The organism is Pseudomonas sp. B16(2017), from assembly GCF_002113205.1.
Taxonomy (GTDB): Bacteria; Pseudomonadota; Gammaproteobacteria; order Pseudomonadales; family Pseudomonadaceae; genus Aquipseudomonas; species Aquipseudomonas pharyngis.
Window position 1 is genome coordinate 90,095 of record NZ_NEKA01000017.1, and the last position, 16,655, is coordinate 106,749.

The 16,655-nt window shown below is 60.5% G+C and carries 16 protein-coding genes and 1 tRNA gene; 10 read left to right on the top strand and 7 right to left on the bottom strand.

Annotated elements, in window-relative coordinates; translation table 11 throughout:
• Window positions 1-45 precede the first annotated feature (45 nt).
• Window positions 46-351: a YkgJ family cysteine cluster protein gene (locus CAG25_RS24455; protein ID WP_007951707.1), complete on the top strand. Its 306-nt coding sequence runs from the start codon at window positions 46-48 to the stop codon at window positions 349-351.
• A gap of 54 nt (window positions 352-405) precedes the next feature.
• Here the strand turns inward: CAG25_RS24455 and CAG25_RS24460 are convergent, their stop codons facing one another.
• The 6 genes from CAG25_RS24460 to hemA form a co-directional block, all read right to left on the bottom strand.
• A complete protein-coding gene (locus tag CAG25_RS24460; protein WP_039766327.1) occupies window positions 406-924 on the bottom strand; it encodes an acyloxyacyl hydrolase in 519 nt (172 codons plus the stop codon).
• Between the two features lie 112 nt (window positions 925-1,036).
• Window positions 1,037-1,828, bottom strand: coding sequence for a glutamate racemase (gene murI / locus CAG25_RS24465; protein WP_085613398.1), 792 nt, complete (start codon window positions 1,826-1,828; stop codon window positions 1,037-1,039).
• On the bottom strand, window positions 1,821-2,576 hold the full coding sequence (locus CAG25_RS24470; protein WP_007951711.1) for a molybdopterin-synthase adenylyltransferase MoeB: 756 nt from the start codon (window positions 2,574-2,576) through the stop codon (window positions 1,821-1,823). The genes murI and CAG25_RS24470 overlap by 8 nt, the downstream gene beginning before the upstream one ends.
• On the bottom strand, window positions 2,570-3,400 hold the full coding sequence (gene prmC / locus CAG25_RS24475) for a peptide chain release factor N(5)-glutamine methyltransferase (RefSeq protein WP_085613399.1): 831 nt from the start codon (window positions 3,398-3,400) through the stop codon (window positions 2,570-2,572). Before prmC ends, CAG25_RS24470 begins: the two co-directional genes overlap by 7 nt.
• Window positions 3,401-4,483, bottom strand: a complete 1,083-nt coding sequence (prfA, locus tag CAG25_RS24480; RefSeq protein ID WP_007951714.1) for a peptide chain release factor 1 — start codon at window positions 4,481-4,483, stop codon at window positions 3,401-3,403. It lies immediately after the preceding gene.
• A complete protein-coding gene (gene hemA / locus CAG25_RS24485; RefSeq protein ID WP_085613400.1) occupies window positions 4,480-5,766 on the bottom strand; it encodes a glutamyl-tRNA reductase in 1,287 nt (428 codons plus the stop codon). The genes prfA and hemA overlap by 4 nt, the downstream gene beginning before the upstream one ends.
• Window positions 5,767-5,948: 182 nt before the next feature.
• On the opposite strand from hemA, the gene CAG25_RS24490 reads away from it, so the two are divergent.
• From CAG25_RS24490 to ychF, 8 genes are all read left to right on the top strand, one after another.
• The gene (locus CAG25_RS24490; protein WP_039766343.1) at window positions 5,949-7,673 is read left to right on the top strand and encodes a tetratricopeptide repeat protein; all 1,725 of its coding nucleotides are present in this window, start codon (window positions 5,949-5,951) and stop codon (window positions 7,671-7,673) included.
• A gap of 3 nt (window positions 7,674-7,676) precedes the next feature.
• Entirely contained in the window at window positions 7,677-8,294 is a 618-nt protein-coding gene (lolB, locus tag CAG25_RS24495) for a lipoprotein insertase outer membrane protein LolB (RefSeq protein WP_039766346.1), read from the top strand.
• 3 nt (window positions 8,295-8,297) lie between these two features.
• A complete protein-coding gene (gene ispE / locus CAG25_RS24500; protein ID WP_085613401.1) occupies window positions 8,298-9,149 on the top strand; it encodes a 4-(cytidine 5'-diphospho)-2-C-methyl-D-erythritol kinase in 852 nt (283 codons plus the stop codon).
• Window positions 9,150-9,186: 37 nt separating this feature from the next.
• Window positions 9,187-9,261 (top strand) — tRNA-Gln (locus tag CAG25_RS24505).
• 47 nt (window positions 9,262-9,308) lie between these two features.
• Window positions 9,309-10,250, top strand: a complete 942-nt coding sequence (locus CAG25_RS24510) for a ribose-phosphate pyrophosphokinase (RefSeq protein ID WP_003171603.1) — start codon at window positions 9,309-9,311, stop codon at window positions 10,248-10,250.
• 141 nt (window positions 10,251-10,391) lie between these two features.
• A complete protein-coding gene (locus tag CAG25_RS24515; RefSeq protein ID WP_011335926.1) occupies window positions 10,392-10,994 on the top strand; it encodes a 50S ribosomal protein L25/general stress protein Ctc in 603 nt (200 codons plus the stop codon).
• A gap of 171 nt (window positions 10,995-11,165) precedes the next feature.
• Window positions 11,166-11,750, top strand: a complete 585-nt coding sequence (gene pth, locus CAG25_RS24520) for an aminoacyl-tRNA hydrolase (protein ID WP_007951726.1) — start codon at window positions 11,166-11,168, stop codon at window positions 11,748-11,750.
• A gap of 22 nt (window positions 11,751-11,772) precedes the next feature.
• The gene (gene ychF / locus CAG25_RS24525) at window positions 11,773-12,873 is read left to right on the top strand and encodes a redox-regulated ATPase YchF (RefSeq protein ID WP_064599392.1); all 1,101 of its coding nucleotides are present in this window, start codon (window positions 11,773-11,775) and stop codon (window positions 12,871-12,873) included.
• A gap of 63 nt (window positions 12,874-12,936) precedes the next feature.
• Here ychF and CAG25_RS24530 read toward each other — a convergent pair whose 3' ends face one another.
• Complete coding sequence (locus CAG25_RS24530) at window positions 12,937-14,154, bottom strand: MFS transporter (protein WP_064599394.1); 1,218 nt, start codon at window positions 14,152-14,154, stop codon at window positions 12,937-12,939.
• Between the two features lie 333 nt (window positions 14,155-14,487).
• Here CAG25_RS24530 and CAG25_RS24535 point away from each other — a divergent pair, with 333 nt between their 5' ends.
• On the top strand, window positions 14,488-16,545 hold the full coding sequence (locus tag CAG25_RS24535) for a methyl-accepting chemotaxis protein (RefSeq protein ID WP_085613402.1): 2,058 nt from the start codon (window positions 14,488-14,490) through the stop codon (window positions 16,543-16,545).
• Window positions 16,546-16,655 lie beyond the last annotated feature (110 nt).

Genomic DNA, 16,655 nt, shown 5'->3' on the forward strand with positions numbered 1-16,655 from the left:
TCAGGCCTTTCACACGCTCACCGGTCACTGCCGTACACTGGCGCCATGAAAACCATTCCCCATCGGCAAATTGCCGAGCCTGAGGTCACCTGTTCGACCTGTGCAGCCTGCTGCTGTCAGCTTGAGGTGATGCTGATCACCGACACTGGCGTCCCCGAGCGTTTTATCGATACCGACGATTGGGGTGGCGAGGTGATGCTGCGTCTGGACGACGGCTGGTGCGCGGCGCTGGATCGCGACACGATGATGTGCACGATTTACGAGAAGCGCCCGCTGATCTGCCGCGAATTCGAAATGGGCGCCCCGGAATGCATCGACGAACGCCAGGGAATTGCCACGGCGTATCGCTGAATAAAAAAAAGAGCGCTAGGCGCTCCTTTTTTACGGGGCTGACTTTCTGGGGGCTTATAGCGGCATCGTGTAATGCAATGCGTAGCTTTCGACCCCATCGTTGTCGCTGCTCAGACCTGCGTTGGAATAGTGCGTCGCACGGATTCCCACCTCATGCCCGCCATTGAAGCGCAGGCCGAAACCGATACGGTCTTCGAACTGGAAAGAACCGCCGAGCTTGTTGTCTTCGTATTCGGTGTTGGAGAACAGCGCCACGCCGATCCCCGCCTCGACATACGGTTTGACCGACTGACCGGCAAACTCGTAAACAAATACCGGCGAGAACGACAGGCTGTTGTTGCTCGACGTCTTGTCGCCTTCCCAATAAGTGTAGGCACCGCTCCAGTAACCGGTCAGACGACCGACGTCACTTTGCAGCCAGCTCTTGTCCCAGTCGAAATTCATGCCCAGGCGATAAGTCATCGTCGAATCGCTGGTAGCACCCACTGCAAACTCGACGCCAGCAGCCTGTGCGGTAAAACTTTGCCCCATCAGTGCAGCCGCAATCGCGGCCAAGCAGAATAGTCGCTTCACTTTGAAACTTCCTTTTCCGGAACGATCGTTTGGTTTTCTAGGTCACTCTGCGCTATAGAAATCTGCGCTTGGTCAGAAGTTCAGCTGACTTTTTAGATATTTCACATTTTTTTTACAAAGTGAATCTTTCAACATCGCCAACGACTTGGTCCAGCAGGACCAGGGTCTTGCGTAAAGACGCGGGATCGGCGCTGGTCCAGAATCTGACCGGCCGGTTCGGACCTTCGGCGAGCAGATCACGCTCGGCCAGCAGCCGCTGCAGTTGCCGCGCTACCGCCGCGCCGGTATCGATCAGGCTGATGCTCTCGGGGATCATCGACTTGAGCATCGGCTTGAGAAACGGGTAATGGGTGCAGCCCAGAATGATCGTGTCGCAGCCGCTGGCCAGTAGCGGGTCAACGTAGTGCTTGAGCAATGCACGCAACTCGGCGCTGTGCAGATCGCCGCTTTCAATCCGCTCGACCAGTCCAGGACACGGCTGAGTGATGACCCGCACATCCGTGGCGAAGCGGTCGAGCAATGCGGCGAACTTGGCGCTCTGCAAGGTGCCGGTGGTGGCGAGTACGCCGACCACGCCGCTGCGGGTGGCCGCGGCGGCCGGTTTGACCGCCGGCTCCATCCCGACAATCGGCCAGTCGGGAAAGTCCCGGCGCAGATCGGCAACGCCGGCCACGGTCGCGGTATTGCACGCGATCACCAGCGCCTTGGCCCCCTGCTCGCGGAAAAAACCGGCCATCACGCTACAACGCTGGCGGATGAATTCCGGGGTTTTCTCGCCATAAGGGATGTGGCCGCAATCGCCGAGGTACAGCAGCGATTCATTCGGCAGCAGGTGCTGGATTTCCGCCAGCACCGACACGCCGCCGACACCGGAGTCGAATACGGCGATCGGCGCTTCACGCATGCTGCGAACCACAGACGCTGCAACCGGGGTCGCGCTTGACCCGCAGCTCACGGAAGCGCGAACCCAGCGCATCGATCAACAGCAGACGGCCCACCAGTGGTTCGCCAAAACCCGCCAGCAACTTCAAGGCTTCCAGCGCTTGCAGGCTGCCGACCAGACCGACCAGCGGCCCGACCACGCCGGCTTCGCTGCAAGTGAGTTCGGCTTCGCTGCCGTGACCGTACAGGCAGTGGTAGCACGGGCTTTCGGCGCGACGCGGGTCGAACACCGAGAGTTGCCCCTCGAGGCGGATCGCCGCGCCGCTGACCAAGGGCTTGCGTGCCGCCACGCACGCGGCGTTGACCGCTTCGCGGGTAGAGAAATTGTCCGAGCAGTCGAGCACCAGATCCACCGCCGCCACGGCTGCGGCGAGGGAATCCTCGTCCAGCGCCTGACGATGAGGCACCAGTTTGATTTCAGGATTGATCGCGCTCAGGCGCTTGAGCGCCGAGTCGACCTTGGTCATGCCGACGCTGTCGGTGTCGTGGATGATCTGGCGTTGCAGGTTGGTCAGGTCGACCGTGTCGAAATCCGCCAGGTGCAACTCACCGACACCCGCCGCCGCCAGATACAAGGCCACCGGCGCACCGAGACCACCGAGGCCGACGATCAATACCCGGCTGTCCTTGAGCTTCAACTGGCCATCGATGTCGATGTGTTGCAGCAGGATCTGCCGACTGTAGCGCAACAATTCCTGATCATTCAGCACGGCAGGCGCCCCAGGCTGATCCGTTGATGGCCGCCCAGATCGGTGCGGCTGTGGACTTCGTCAAAACCTTGCGTCAGCAGCAGATCGCGCACGGCTTCGGCTTGATCATAGCCGTGTTCGAGCATCAGCCAGCCACCGGCCTCGAGATGGGCCGGCGCCTGGGCGATGATCAGCCGCAGATCGTCGAGCCCGTCGATGCCGGCCACCAAGGCGCTTTCCGGCTCGAAACGCACATCACCTTCAACCAGATGCGGATCGGCGGCGCGGATGTACGGCGGGTTGCTGATGATCAGCTCGAAACGCTTGCCTTCAAGGGCGCTGAACCAGTGACTGCTCAGCACCGTTGCGTTATTCAGGTGCAGACGCTGGCGATTGCGTTCGGCCAGGGCCACGGCTTCCAGCACGCGATCCACGGCGGTGACCTTCCACGCCGGGCGCTCGCTGGCCAGAGCCAGGGCAATCGCCCCGCTGCCGGTGCCCAGATCGAGAACTTTGGCCGGGGTCGCCGGCAGCAACTCCAGCGCGGCTTCCACCAGCAGTTCGGTGTCCGGGCGCGGGATCAGCGTGTGCGGTGCGACTTCCAGATCCAGCTTCCAGAAACCCTGCTGGCCCAGAATGTAGGCCACCGGCTCGCCGCTGCGGCGGCGTTGCAGGTATTCGGCAAAGACCAGTGCGGCTTCGCTGGGCACGATGCGCTCGGGCCAGGTGTGGAGAAAACTGCGCGACTTGCCCAGCGCGGCGGCCAGAAGCAATTCGGCGTCCAGACGCGCGCTGGGCGAATCCGGCAGTTCGGCGGCGCGCAACAGGCTGGCGATGATGGTCATTTACTCACCTATCGCTGCGAGCTGGTCAGCCTGGTATTCGGCCAGCAACGGCTCGATCACCGCTTCGACGCCACCGGCGAGGATTTCATCGAGGGAATACAGGGTCAGGTTGACGCGATGATCGGTGACCCGGCCCTGGGCAAAGTTGTAGGTGCGGATGCGCTCGGAGCGGTCACCGGAACCCACCAGCAATTTACGTTCGCTGGCGATGGCGTTGGCCGCCGCAGCGGTCTGCTGGTCGTTGAGCTTGGCCGCCAGCCAGGCCATCGCCCGGGCACGGTTCTTGTGCTGGGAACGTTCTTCCTGGCACTCGACAACGGTGCCGGTCGGGATGTGGGTGATGCGGATCGCCGAGTCGGTGGTGTTGACGTGCTGACCACCGGCCCCGGAGGAGCGGTAAGTGTCGACGCGCAAATCCGCCGGGTTGATCTCGATGGCTTCACGCTCGTCCGGCTCGGGCAACACCGCCACGGTGCAGGCCGAGGTGTGGATACGGCCCTGGGATTCGGTGGCGGGTACACGCTGTACGCGGTGCGCGCCGGATTCGAATTTCAGCTTGCCGTAAACGTTGTCGCCTTCGATGCGGGCGATGACTTCTTTATAGCCGCCGTGTTCGCCTTCGTTCTCCGAGAGGATCTCCACGCGCCAGCCACGGCGTTCGGCGTAACGCGAGTACATGCGGAACAGGTCACCGGAGAAGATCGCCGCCTCGTCACCACCGGTGCCGGCGCGGATTTCGAGAAACACGTTGCGCCCGTCGTTGGGATCCTTGGGCAGCAGCATGCGCTGCAGATCGGATTCCAGCGTGATCAGCAATTCCTTGGCTTCGCGGACTTCTTCCACGGCCATTTCACGCATGTCCGGGTCGCTGTCCTTGAGCAGCGCCTGCGCGCCTTCAAGATCGCTTTGTACGCCGAGCAACTTTTTATAGCCTTGTACCACCGGCTCAAGTTCGGCGTATTCCTTGGAATAGGCGCGGAATTTGGTCTGGTCGGAAATGACTTCGCCGTCGCCGAGCAGCGCGGTCAGTTCCTCGAAACGGTCCTGGAGAATGTCCAGCTTATTGAGCAGTGACGCTTTCATTGCGGTTTTTTATCCGAAAAGCTATCCGGTGAGCCCTCGAGGGCAAAGAGTTCCTGAGCCATGGCCAGCGCATCGAGGCGGCCTTCGGCAGAAAGCTTTTTCAACTGCACGCTCGGAGCGTGCAGGAGTTTGTTGGTCAGGCCACGGGCCAGTTGCCCGAGGACGTCTTCGGCGTTGCCGCCATTGGCCAGCAGGCGCAGGGCCTTTTGCAGTTCTTCGTCGCGCAGGCGTTCACTCTGTTGACGATAGGCCTTGAGCACATCGACCGCCGCCAGCTCGCGCAGGCGCACCATGAAATCGCCGGCGCCGACCGAAACCATCTCTTCGGCCGCCTGCGCTGCCCCCTGACGGCTCTTGAGGTTTTCGGCGACTACTTCGTGCAGATCGTCGACGCTATAGAGGTAAACGTCGTCGAGTTCGCCGACTTCCGGCTCGATGTCACGGGGAACAGCAATGTCGACCATGAAGATCGGCTTGTGCTTGCGCAGCTTCAGCGCGCTTTCCACCGCACCTTTACCAAGGATCGGCAACTGACTGGCGGTGGAGCTGATAACGATGTCGCTGCGCACCAGTTCAGCCGGGATGTCCGAGAGCAACACTGCGTGGGCACCGAACTGCTCGGCGAGCAGGCTGGCGCGCTCCAGCGTCCGGTTGGCGACCACGATGCGCTTGACACCCAGTTCATGCAGATGGCGGGCGACCAGGGTGATGGTCTCGCCGGCACCGATCAGCAGGGCCTGGCTGCGTTGCAGGTCGCTGAAAATCTGTTTGGCCAGGCTGACGGCGGCAAACGCCACGGACACCGGGTTTTCACCGATGGCAGTGTCGGTGCGCACCTGCTTGGCAGCATTGAAGGTCGCCTGGAACAGTCGCCCGAGCAGCGGCCCGATGGTGCCGGCCTCGCGGGCCACGGCGTAGGCCGATTTCATCTGGCCGAGAATCTGCGGTTCGCCCAGCACCAGCGAGTCGAGCCCGGAGGCGACGCGCATCATGTGACGAACGGCCGCATCGTCTTCATGCACATAAGCACTCGCGCGCAGCTCATCGAGGCTTAAATGGTGATAGTCGGCCAGCCAGCGCAGCACGATATCGGCCGACAGCTGATCCTGTTCTATATACAGCTCACTGCGATTGCAGGTGGAGAGGATCGCAGCTTCGCGGCTGTCGGTGAGTCGGCAGAGCTGCTGCAAGGCCTCCACCAACTGCTCAGGGGTAAAGGCCACGCGCTCGCGGACGTCTACTGAAGCAGTCTTGTGGTTGATACCGAGTGCAAGGAAGGCCATTCAAGGTCGCTGATGGTGACGTGAAGCCGGCAATTGTCCTACTTCGTCAGATTCAGAACAACTACCGCTGACTATTGTCCCAATTGCCGGCCCCTATAATGGCCACAATCGAGACTCGGTTATGTTTGGCCGAAGGCTTGTGTCATGATGATCCGACCGCAGGTTAGTCGTCCTCTTCCTATATGAATAGATCTTCCGCGTTGCTCCTCGCTTTTGTCTTCCTCAGCGGCTGCCAGGCCTTGGCCCCCGTTCCGCAGGACGGTGCCTCACCGGTCGAAGACACCACGCCGGCCCCTGAAAAGCCGAAGGTTTACAGCTCGTTCAGCCAGGAAACGGTGTTCAGCCTGCTGAGCGCCGAGCTCGCCGGTCAGCGCAATCGTTTCGACATTGCCCTGGACAACTACGTGACCCAGGCCATCAACACCCAGGATCCGGGTGTTTCCGAGCGTGCGTTCCGCATCGCCGAGTACCTGGGCGCCGACCAGCCGGCCCTCGATACCGCGCTGATCTGGGCGAAAAACGCCCCGGACGACCTCGAAGCGCAACGCGCCGCCGCCGTGCAACTGGCCCGCGCCGGGCGCTATGACGACTCGATGGTCTATATGGAGAAAGTCCTGCAGGGCAAGGGCGACACCCATTTCGACTTCCTCGCGCTGTCGGCCGCCGATACCGATCAGGAAACCCGCAACGGCCTGATGAAAAGCTTCGACCGCCTGTTGCAGCGTCACCCGAACAACAATCAGCTGATTTTCGGCAAGGCCCTGCTGATGCAGCAGGATGGCGACACCAAAGGTGCGCTTGCCCTGCTCGAAGACCATCCGCCGGAAGACGGCGAGATCGCCCCGATCCTGCTGCGCGCGCGCCTGCTGCAAGGACTGAATCGCGGCGACGAAGCGCTGCCGCTGCTACAAAAGAGCATCAAGAAGTATCCGGACGACAAGCGCCTGCGCCTGACCTACGCGCGGATGCTGGTGGAACAGGACAGGATGGACGACGCCAAGGTCGAGTTCTCCACCCTGGTTCAGCAATACCCGGAAGACGACGAACTGCGTTATTCCCTGGCGCTGGTCTGCCTTGAAGCCAAGGCCTGGGACGAGGCCAAGGGCTATCTGGAAGACCTGATCGCCCGGGAAAGCCATGTCGATTCGGCGCACCTGAACCTGGGCCGCATTGCCGAAGAGCGCAACGACCCGCAAGGCGCGCTCATCGAGTATGCCCAGGTCGGCCCGGGCAACGACTATCTGCCGGCGCAACTGCGTCAGGCCGATATTCTGATGAACAACGGCAAGACCGCCGAAGCCCAGAGCAAACTGGCCGCCGAGCGTGACGAGCAGCCGGATTACGCGATCCAGCTGTACCTGATCGAAGCCGAAACCCTGTCCGCCAATAATCAGGGCGACAAGGCCTGGAAAGTCCTGCAACAAGCCTTGCAGCAGTACCCGGACGATCTGAATCTGCTTTACACCCGCGCGATGCAGGCGGAAAAACGCAATGACCTGGCGCAGATGGAAAAAGACCTGCGCCTGATCATCAAGCGCGATCCGGACAACGCCATGGCCCTCAACGCCCTCGGCTACACGCTGTCCGACCGCACCACCCGCTACGCTGAAGCCAAGGCGCTGATCGAGCAGGCGCACCAGATCAACCCGGAAGACCCGGCAGTGCTCGACAGCCTCGGCTGGGTGAACTTTCGCATGGGCAATCTGGAAGACGCCGAGAAATACCTGCGTCAGGCCCTCGAGCGTTTCCCCGATCATGAAGTCGCCGCGCATCTGGGCGAAGTGCTGTGGGCCAAGGGCAAACAGCGCGAAGCAAAACAAATCTGGGGCAAGTTCCTCAAAGACCAGCCTGACAGCACCATCCTGCGCAGCACCATCAAGCGCCTGACCGGATCCGAGACTCTTTAACTCATGTTTTTGCGCCACGTCATAGTTTTCAGCTTCATCGCCCTGCTCGCCGGTTGCGCGGGCTTCGGCGCCCGTGAATCGGTCGAAGGCCACGGCAATCCGGGCCAATGGCGCGAGCACAAACAACAACTGACCGGCCTCGACGGCTGGCAGATCGATGGCAAGATCGGCATCCGCGCCCCGAAAGATTCGGGCAGCGGCACGCTGTTCTGGCTGCAACGTCAGGATTACTACGACATCCGCCTGTCCGGCCCGCTGGGTCGTGGCGCGGCGCGACTGACCGGCCGTCCGGGCGCAGTGTCGCTGGAAGTGGCGAATCAGGGCCGTTATGAAGCGCCGACTCCGGAAGCGCTGGTCGAAGAGCAACTGGGCTGGAAACTGCCGGTCTCGCATCTGGCCTGGTGGGTTCGAGGCCTCCCGGCACCGGACAGCAAAAGCCGTCTGACCCTGGACGGCAACAGCCGTCTGGCCAATCTGGATCAGGATGGCTGGCAGGTCGAATACCTCAGCTATGCCGAACAGAACGGATACTGGCTGCCCGAGCGGATCAAGCTGCACGGTACCGATCTGGACGTGACGCTGGTCATCAAGACCTGGCAACCGCGCAAATTGGGGCAATAACGCATGACCGCTACACGCCTCACTTTGCCTTCGCCGGCCAAACTCAATTTGATGCTGCACATTCTCGGTCGTCGTGAAGACGGTTATCACGAGTTGCAGACGCTTTTTCAGTTCCTCGACTACGGCGACGAAATCACCTTCGCCTTGCGTGACGACGGCGTGATTCGCCTGCACACCGAATTCGAAGGCGTGCCCCACGACAGCAATCTGATCGTGCGCGCTGCGAAGAAACTCCAGGAACAATCCGGTTGCTCGCTCGGCATCGATATCTGGATCGACAAGATCCTGCCGATGGGCGGCGGCATTGGTGGCGGCAGCTCGAATGCGGCCACCACCCTGCTCGGCCTCAATCACTTGTGGCAACTGGGTTGGGATGAAGATCGCCTGGCAGCACTGGGCCTGACGCTGGGCGCGGACGTGCCGGTGTTTGTGCGTGGCCACGCAGCTTTCGCCGAAGGTGTCGGCGAGAAACTGACCCCGGTCGAGCCCGCCGAACCGTGGTACGTCGTGCTCGTTCCGCAAGTCTCTGTTAGTACGGCAGAAATTTTTTCAGATCCTTTGTTGACACGTAACACGCCGCCCATTAAAGTGCGCCCCGTTCCCGAGGGAAACAGTCGAAATGACTGCTTGCCGGTGGTCTCGAGGCGTTATCCAGAAGTACGTAACGCATTGAATTTGTTAGGTAATTTTACCGAAGCAAAACTCACCGGAACTGGAAGTTGTGTGTTTGGGGGCTTCCCAAGCAAAGCTGAAGCTGATAAAGTCTCGGCCCTTCTGACAGAGACCCTTACAGGGTTTGTAGCAAAAGGAAGCAACGTTTCGATGTTGCATCGCAAGCTGCAAAGTCTGCTCTAAAGGAATCAAGTGCCCGGCACTTGCAAGCAACAGATACAGGGGCGTCGCCAAGCGGTAAGGCAGCAGGTTTTGATCCTGCCATGCGTTGGTTCGAATCCAGCCGCCCCTGCCATTTTCCTATACTCATCCAGGTATACCCTCAGCCTTCAGGTACTGCGCGTGTCCAAGATGATGGTCTTTACGGGGAACGCTAACCCCGATCTGGCTCGGCGTGTCGTACGTCAGCTGCATATCCCTCTCGGTGACATCTCTGTCGGTAAATTCTCCGACGGCGAAATTACAGCCGAGATCAATGAAAACGTTCGCGGTAAAGACGTCTTCATTATTCAGCCGACTTGCGCTCCGACCAACGATAACCTGATGGAACTGGTAGTGATGGCTGATGCCTTCCGCCGCTCCTCGGCTACTCGTATCACTGCTGTTATTCCTTATTTTGGTTATGCCCGTCAGGATCGCCGTCCGCGTTCCGCACGTGTGGCTATCAGCGCGAAAGTCGTTGCTGACATGCTCACCGTAGTCGGCATCGACCGTGTTCTCACGGTTGATCTGCATGCTGACCAGATTCAGGGCTTCTTCGATATTCCGGTAGATAACATCTACGGCTCCCCGGTTCTGGTGGATGACATCGAAGATCAGCGCTTCGAGAACCTGATGATCGTGTCCCCGGACATTGGTGGCGTCGTGCGTGCACGTGCCGTTGCCAAATCCCTGGGCGTGGATCTCGGGATCATCGACAAACGCCGTGAGAAAGCCAATCACTCTGAAGTGATGCATATCATCGGTGATGTCGAAGGGCGTACCTGCATCCTGGTCGATGACATGGTCGATACCGCCGGCACTCTGTGCCACGCGGCCAAGGCCCTGAAAGAGCATGGCGCAGCCAAGGTCTTTGCCTACTGCACACACCCTGTGCTGTCGGGTCGGGCCATCGAGAATATCGAAAATTCCGTGCTGGACGAGCTGGTGGTCACTAACACCATCCCGCTGTCCGCTGCAGCACAAGCCTGTGCACGTATCCGTCAACTGGATATCGCACCGGTTGTTGCCGAAGCGGTTCGCCGCATCAGCAATGAAGAATCGATCAGCGCGATGTTCCGTTAAGGGCCCTGCCCTTCTCGAAATGTCTCGTTGACGAAAAGCGCCCCGCCCCGGCATTTCTGCCGGGGCGGGGCTTTTTTGCCCATACCGTGTTCGGCGCTGGTCGCAAACGCCACTCGGTCATGGCTATTTTGGAGATACAAAATGAACGATTTTACTTTGAATGCTGAACTGCGTTCCGACCTGGGGAAAGGTGCGAGCCGCCGCCTGCGTCGTCTCGCTGCCCTGGTTCCAGCTGTTGTTTACGGTGGCGACAAAGCCCCTGAATCCATCAGCATGCTGGCCAAAGAAGTTGCCAAACTGCTCGAAAACGAAGCTGCCTACAGCCACGTTATCGAACTGAACGTTGGTGGCACCAAGCAGAACGTGATCATCAAGGCTCTGCAACGTCACCCGGCCAAAGGCCACGTGATGCACGCTGACTTCGTACGCGTTGTAGCTGGCCAGAAACTGACCGCTATCGTTCCTGTGCACTTCATCAACGAAGCTGCTCCAGTGAAGAAAGGCGGCGAAATCTCGCACGTTGTTGCCGAGATCGAAGTTTCCTGCCTGCCGAAAGATCTGCCTGAGTTCATCGAAGTCGACCTGGCTAACGCTGAAATCGGCACCATCGTTCACCTGTCGGACATCAAGGCTCCTAAAGGCGTTGAGTTCGTTGCTCTGGCACACGGCGATGACAAGGCTGTTGCCAACGTCCACGCTCCACGTGTTGCTCCAGAAGCTACCGAAGAAGGCGCAGCAGAGTAATTCACTCTGTCATGCCTGAGTGAGCAGGTAACATCGCGGACTGGAACGTAGCGAGAAAGCGGGCGGGAACGCGGAGTTTACATCCATGGTAAATGAGCATTTTTCGTCCACTTTCGCCGCCTTCCCTGATCGCGGCGATGTTATCCACCACTCAAAGGAAGGGCCCCTATCGTGACTGCCATCAAACTGATCGTTGGCCTGGGAAATCCAGGCGCTGAATACGAGCAGACCCGGCATAACGCAGGGGCCCTTTTTGTTGAGCGCATCGCCCACGCACAGAATGTGAATCTCGTGGCCGATCGCAAGTATTTCGGCCTGACCGGGCGTTTTTCGCATCAGGGTCAGGATGTTCGTCTGCTGATTCCCACCACCTACATGAACCGCAGCGGCCAGGCCGTGGCGGCACTCGCCGGTTTCTTCCGCATCAAGCCTGAAGAGATCCTGGTGGCACATGACGAACTCGATCTGCCTCCGGGCGTCGCCAAACTCAAAGTCGGCGGCGGCCATGGCGGTCACAACGGGTTGCGCGACATCATTGCGCAATTGGGTAATCAGAATACGTTCCACCGCCTGCGGCTTGGCATCGGCCACCCGGGCGTCGCCAGTATGGTTTCAAATTTCGTCCTGGGTCGTGCGCCACGCGCCGAACAGGAAAAACTCGATGCCAGCATCGACTTTGCCCTCGGCGTGCTGCCGGATATCCTCGCCGGTGAATGGAACCGCGCGATGAAAAACCTGCACAGCCAGAAGGCCTGACTCTAATCCGAGGGGAAACACCATGGGATTCAATTGCGGCATCGTCGGCCTGCCTAACGTCGGCAAGTCCACCCTGTTCAACGCCCTGACCAAATCCGGGATCGCGGCCGAGAACTTCCCCTTCTGCACCATCGAGCCGAACAGCGGCATCGTGCCGATGCCGGATCCGCGTCTGGACGCTCTGGCGGCCATCGTCAATCCGAAGCGCATCCTGCCGACCACCATGGAATTCGTCGACATCGCGGGCCTGGTTGCCGGCGCGTCGAAAGGTGAAGGTCTGGGCAACAAGTTCCTGGCCAACATCCGCGAAACCGACGCGATCGCCCACGTCGTGCGCTGCTTCGAAGACGATAACGTGATCCACGTTTCCAACAGCGTCGACCCGAAGCGCGACATCGAAATCATCGACCTGGAACTGATCTTCGCCGACCTCGACAGCTGCGAGAAGCAACTGCAGAAAGTCGCGCGCAACGCCAAGGGCGGTGACAAGGATGCAGTGGCCCAGAAGGCTCTGCTGGAACAACTGATCCCGCACTTCAGCGAAGGCAAGCCTGCGCGCAGCCTGATGAAGAACATGAGCGCCGACGAAAAGGCGATCATCAAGGGCTTCCACCTGCTGACCACCAAGCCGGTCATGTACATCGCCAACGTCGCTGAAGACGGTTTCGAGAACAACCCGCATCTGGACGTGGTCAAGGCCATCGCCGAAGAAGAAGGCGCGATGGTTGTTCCGGTCTGCAACAAGATCGAAGCGGAAATCGCCGAGCTGGATGACGGCGAAGAGAAAGACATGTTCCTCGAGGCCCTGGGCCTGGAAGAGCCTGGCCTGAACCGCGTGATCCGTGCCGGCTACGAAATGCTGCACCTGCAGACCTACTTCACCGCCGGTGTCGAAGAAGTCCGCGCCTGGACCGTCCGCGTCGGTGCCACCGCACCGCAAGCCGCCGGCGTGATCCACACCGACTTCGAGAAAGGCTTCATCCGCGCCGAAGTGATCGCCTACAACGACTTCATCCAGTACAAGGGCGAAGCAGGCACCAAGGAAGCCGGTAAATGGCGCCTGGAAGGCAAGGACTACATCGTCAAGGACGGCGACGTAATGCACTTCCGCTTCAACGTGTAAAAGCTGCACCCAAGAAAAAGCCGCGTTTGATACGCGGCTTTTTTGTGCCTGAAATTCAGCCCGTCAGGCCTTCTTGGTTCTTGGCAGGAAGATCGCCAGCACCCCGAACAGCGGCAGGAACGAGCACAGGAAGTACACGTATTCGATGCCGTGAATGTCCGCCAGATGACCGAGCAACGCCGCGCCAATCCCGCCGAAACCGAACATCAGACCGAAGAACACCCCGGCAATCATCCCGACATTGCCCGGCACCAGTTCCTGCGCGTACACCACAATCGCCGAGAACGCCGAAGCCAGGATGAAGCCGATCACCACGCTCAGGACGCTGGTCCAGAACAGGTCGACATGGGGCATGAGCAGCGTGAACGGTGCCACGCCGAGGATCGAGAACCAGATCACCGCCTTGCGCCCGATCTTGTCGCCAATTGGCCCGCCAAAGAACGTACCCGCCGCCACCGCGCCAAGGAACAGGAACAGATGCAGCTGCGAACTGGCCACCGACAGGTCGAACTTCTCGATCAGGTAGAAGGTGAAGTAACTGGTCAGGCTGGCCATGTAGAAATACTTGGAGAACACCAGCAGCCCCAGCACCACCAGCGCACTGACCACCCTGCCCTTCGACAGTCCATGAGTGGCGGCCTGGCCGGCCTTGAGCTTGAACAGGTTCAGGTGATGGGCGTACCAGCGACTGATGCGATAGAGCACGAACAACGCAAACACCGCGAACAGCCCGAACCAGGCCACATTGCCCTGCCCGAAAGGAATGATGATCGCCGCTGCCAGCAACGGGCCGAAGGCCGAACCGGCGTTACCACCGACCTGAAAGGTCGATTGCGCCAGACCGAAACGCCCGCCCGACGCCAGACGCGCGATGCGGGAAGCTTCAGGGTGGAAGGTCGAAGAGCCGATGCCGATCAGCGCCGCCGCCAGCAAGATAAGAGGGAAACTGCCAACCACCGACATCATCACAATGCCGATCAACGTGCACACGGAACCGGCGGGCAGCAGCCACGGTTTCGGATGCCGGTCGGTGTGATAACCGACCCACGGCTGCAACAGCGACGCGGTCAACTGAAAGGTCAGGGTAATCAGGCCGACCTGGGTAAAACTCAAACCATAGTTGGCCTTGAGCATCGGATAGATCGACGGCAGCACTGACTGGATCAGGTCGTTGATCAAATGCGCCAGCGCCACCGCGCCGATGATGCGCATCACCAGTGGACTGCTCTGGGGAGGAGCGGACGCCGAGGCAGCGGCGGTCTGAACGTTGCTGATAGCCATGGGAATTTCCGGACTGCAGATAGGTGCACGCGGGCAGGTGCGTCAATGTGCCATTTTTCGGTGCGCCAGCGCCATCCCCTTAGCCAGCTAACGAACTATTCAGTCGTCGCGCCACAAGTGATAGCGCAACGCCATGGTCTGAATCTTGCCTTGCTTATCCGCTTGAACGCGGCGCCCTTACAAAGGGCATCGAGAATGGGAAGTTTCGCTACAGAGCCGGCCTACAGAGCGGGCAAGGGTGAACTTTCGAGGCCTTTTAGCAGGGCACCAGTCACGGTCGCAACGACCGCGATGCACGCCGATGGTGCGTGGTGTCCAGAGGAGTCATGGGGCATGCAGGCTTTTTTATCACCGGGGATCAGGTTGCTGGGGCGATTTGGCTTCGCACGTAAATTCCAGCTGTTGTTTCTGCTGTTCATCCTGCCATTGGCCGGCAGCCTGTTGATGATCGGCCAGGACTATAGCGACAAACTTAACCTGATCGCCGGTGAACGTGCCGGTGTGCGGCAGTTGCTCGCCCTCGATGCACTCGACAACCTGCTCGCCGCCCAACGCGACCGCGCCGCCCGCTGGCGCGCCACGGAAACCAACCGCCAGCCGACACCCGCGACTCTGGCCGCCGTGGCCGCCTTCGATGGCGTGCAGCCTGCCGTTGCCCAGGCGACGCTGGAGCTGGGCAATGCCTTGCAAGCCGAAGGCGCGGAAGGTGAAACCCTGACCCGCTATCAGGCACTGCAAGCTGCGCTCAATGGTCTGGACTCGAAAAGCCTCTCCGGTGTCGGTTGGTGGCCGGATGGTTACGACCGCTTCACCAATGCCCTCAGCGCCCTGCAAGCGTTGCGCGAACAGATCGCGATGGACAATCGCCTGATCCTCGCGCCATGGCTGGAAACCTATCTGCTGACACAGATTTCCACCCAACACGCACCGGACCTGATCGAGCGGGTCGGCCGACTGGCAGCCGTCGGCCAGGCGTCCGTGGTTTCCGGTCAGTTCACCCTGCAAAGCCGTCTGCAACTGCGTGACCTGCGCAGCCGCATCGGCGATGCGCGCGAGCAGTTGGTGAAAACCGCGAGCCTGCTTGAAGCGCGTCTGCCGCCAGCCCTGCAAGGCTGGGCCGGGCAATATCACGACAGCCTCAAGCAACTGGATGCCGGTCTCAAAGTGCTGGATGACGGCGTGTTCGGCGGTAGCATCAATCTCAAGCCGGAAGAGTTCGAACGCAGCCTCGACGCCCTGCTCGGCAACCTCGCCACGCTGCGCCAGCAATCGCTGGTGTCGCTGGATCGGCGGCTGGATGACTACCACGGATCGGCGATTCGTCAGTTCATCGTTGTCGCGGCGGTCTTCGGTTGCCTGTTGCTGGCGGCGCTATATTTGTTCGTGTGCCTGCAAGCCTCGATCCGTCGTAGCGCCAGCGGCATCACGCTGCTCGCCGAGGCTCTGCGCGACGGCAATCTGAGCTTGCAAGTGCCGGTCGTGGGCCGTGATGAATTGGCGTCGATCAGCACCGCGCTTAACGTGGCGGTGGTGCAACTGCGCACCAGCCTGCTGGGTGTCGATCACGAGACTTCGCAACTGAGCAATGCGGTGCGCAGCCTCAACGATCACTCCAGCGGCGCTCTCAGCGAAGTCGAGGCGCAGCAATTGCAGATCAGCCAGATCGCCGCAGCGGCCACGCAACTGGCGGCGACGTCCCAAGGCGTGGCGCAGAGTTGCGAACAGGCTTCGGGCAGCGCCCAGCACACCCAGCGCATCGCTGCCGACAGCAGCCGTGACAGTCAACGCACCACAGCGAGTATCCAGCAGCTCAATCAGCGCCTGAACGAAACTGCCGCAGCGCTCGGCCGGGTCAGCGAGCAAGGGCAGCAGATTCAATTGGTGGTCGACACCATTCGCGGCGTCGCCGAACAGACCAACCTTCTGGCGCTCAACGCCGCCATCGAGGCCGCTCGTGCGGGTGAACAGGGTCGCGGTTTTGCCGTGGTGGCCGACGAGGTGCGCAGCCTGTCGCAACGTACGCAATCGTCCACGGCGCAGATCGCCGGTACGGTCGACAGTCTGCGCAATACGGTCAACGAAGCCGTGAGCTTGATGGAGGCTGCGTGCGGTCAGGCGCAATCAGACGCGGAAGCGGTCACCGGACTGGGCGAACGCCTGGGAGAAATCGCCAGCGCCGTGCAGAGCGTCACCGACACCCTCGCCCAGATCGCCACGGCGGTCGAAGAACAGGCCAGCACCGCCGATGAGGTCAGCGGCAATATCCAGCAGGTGGATCAGGCGGCGGTTCGCCTGCTCGAAGGCGCGCGGGCCGTGAATCTTGCGGCGGACACCTTGAGCCAGGGCAGCCATGCCTTAAGTGCCAACACCGGAAGATTTCAGCTGCGTTGAAAGCCCCTCCCGCGCCGATTTTCGGCGCGGGAGGATAAGCGGTTGAAAATAAGAAGAAATATTTTGAATTTACGCTTGACGCTTTTCCATTTCAGGGGAATAATGCGCGC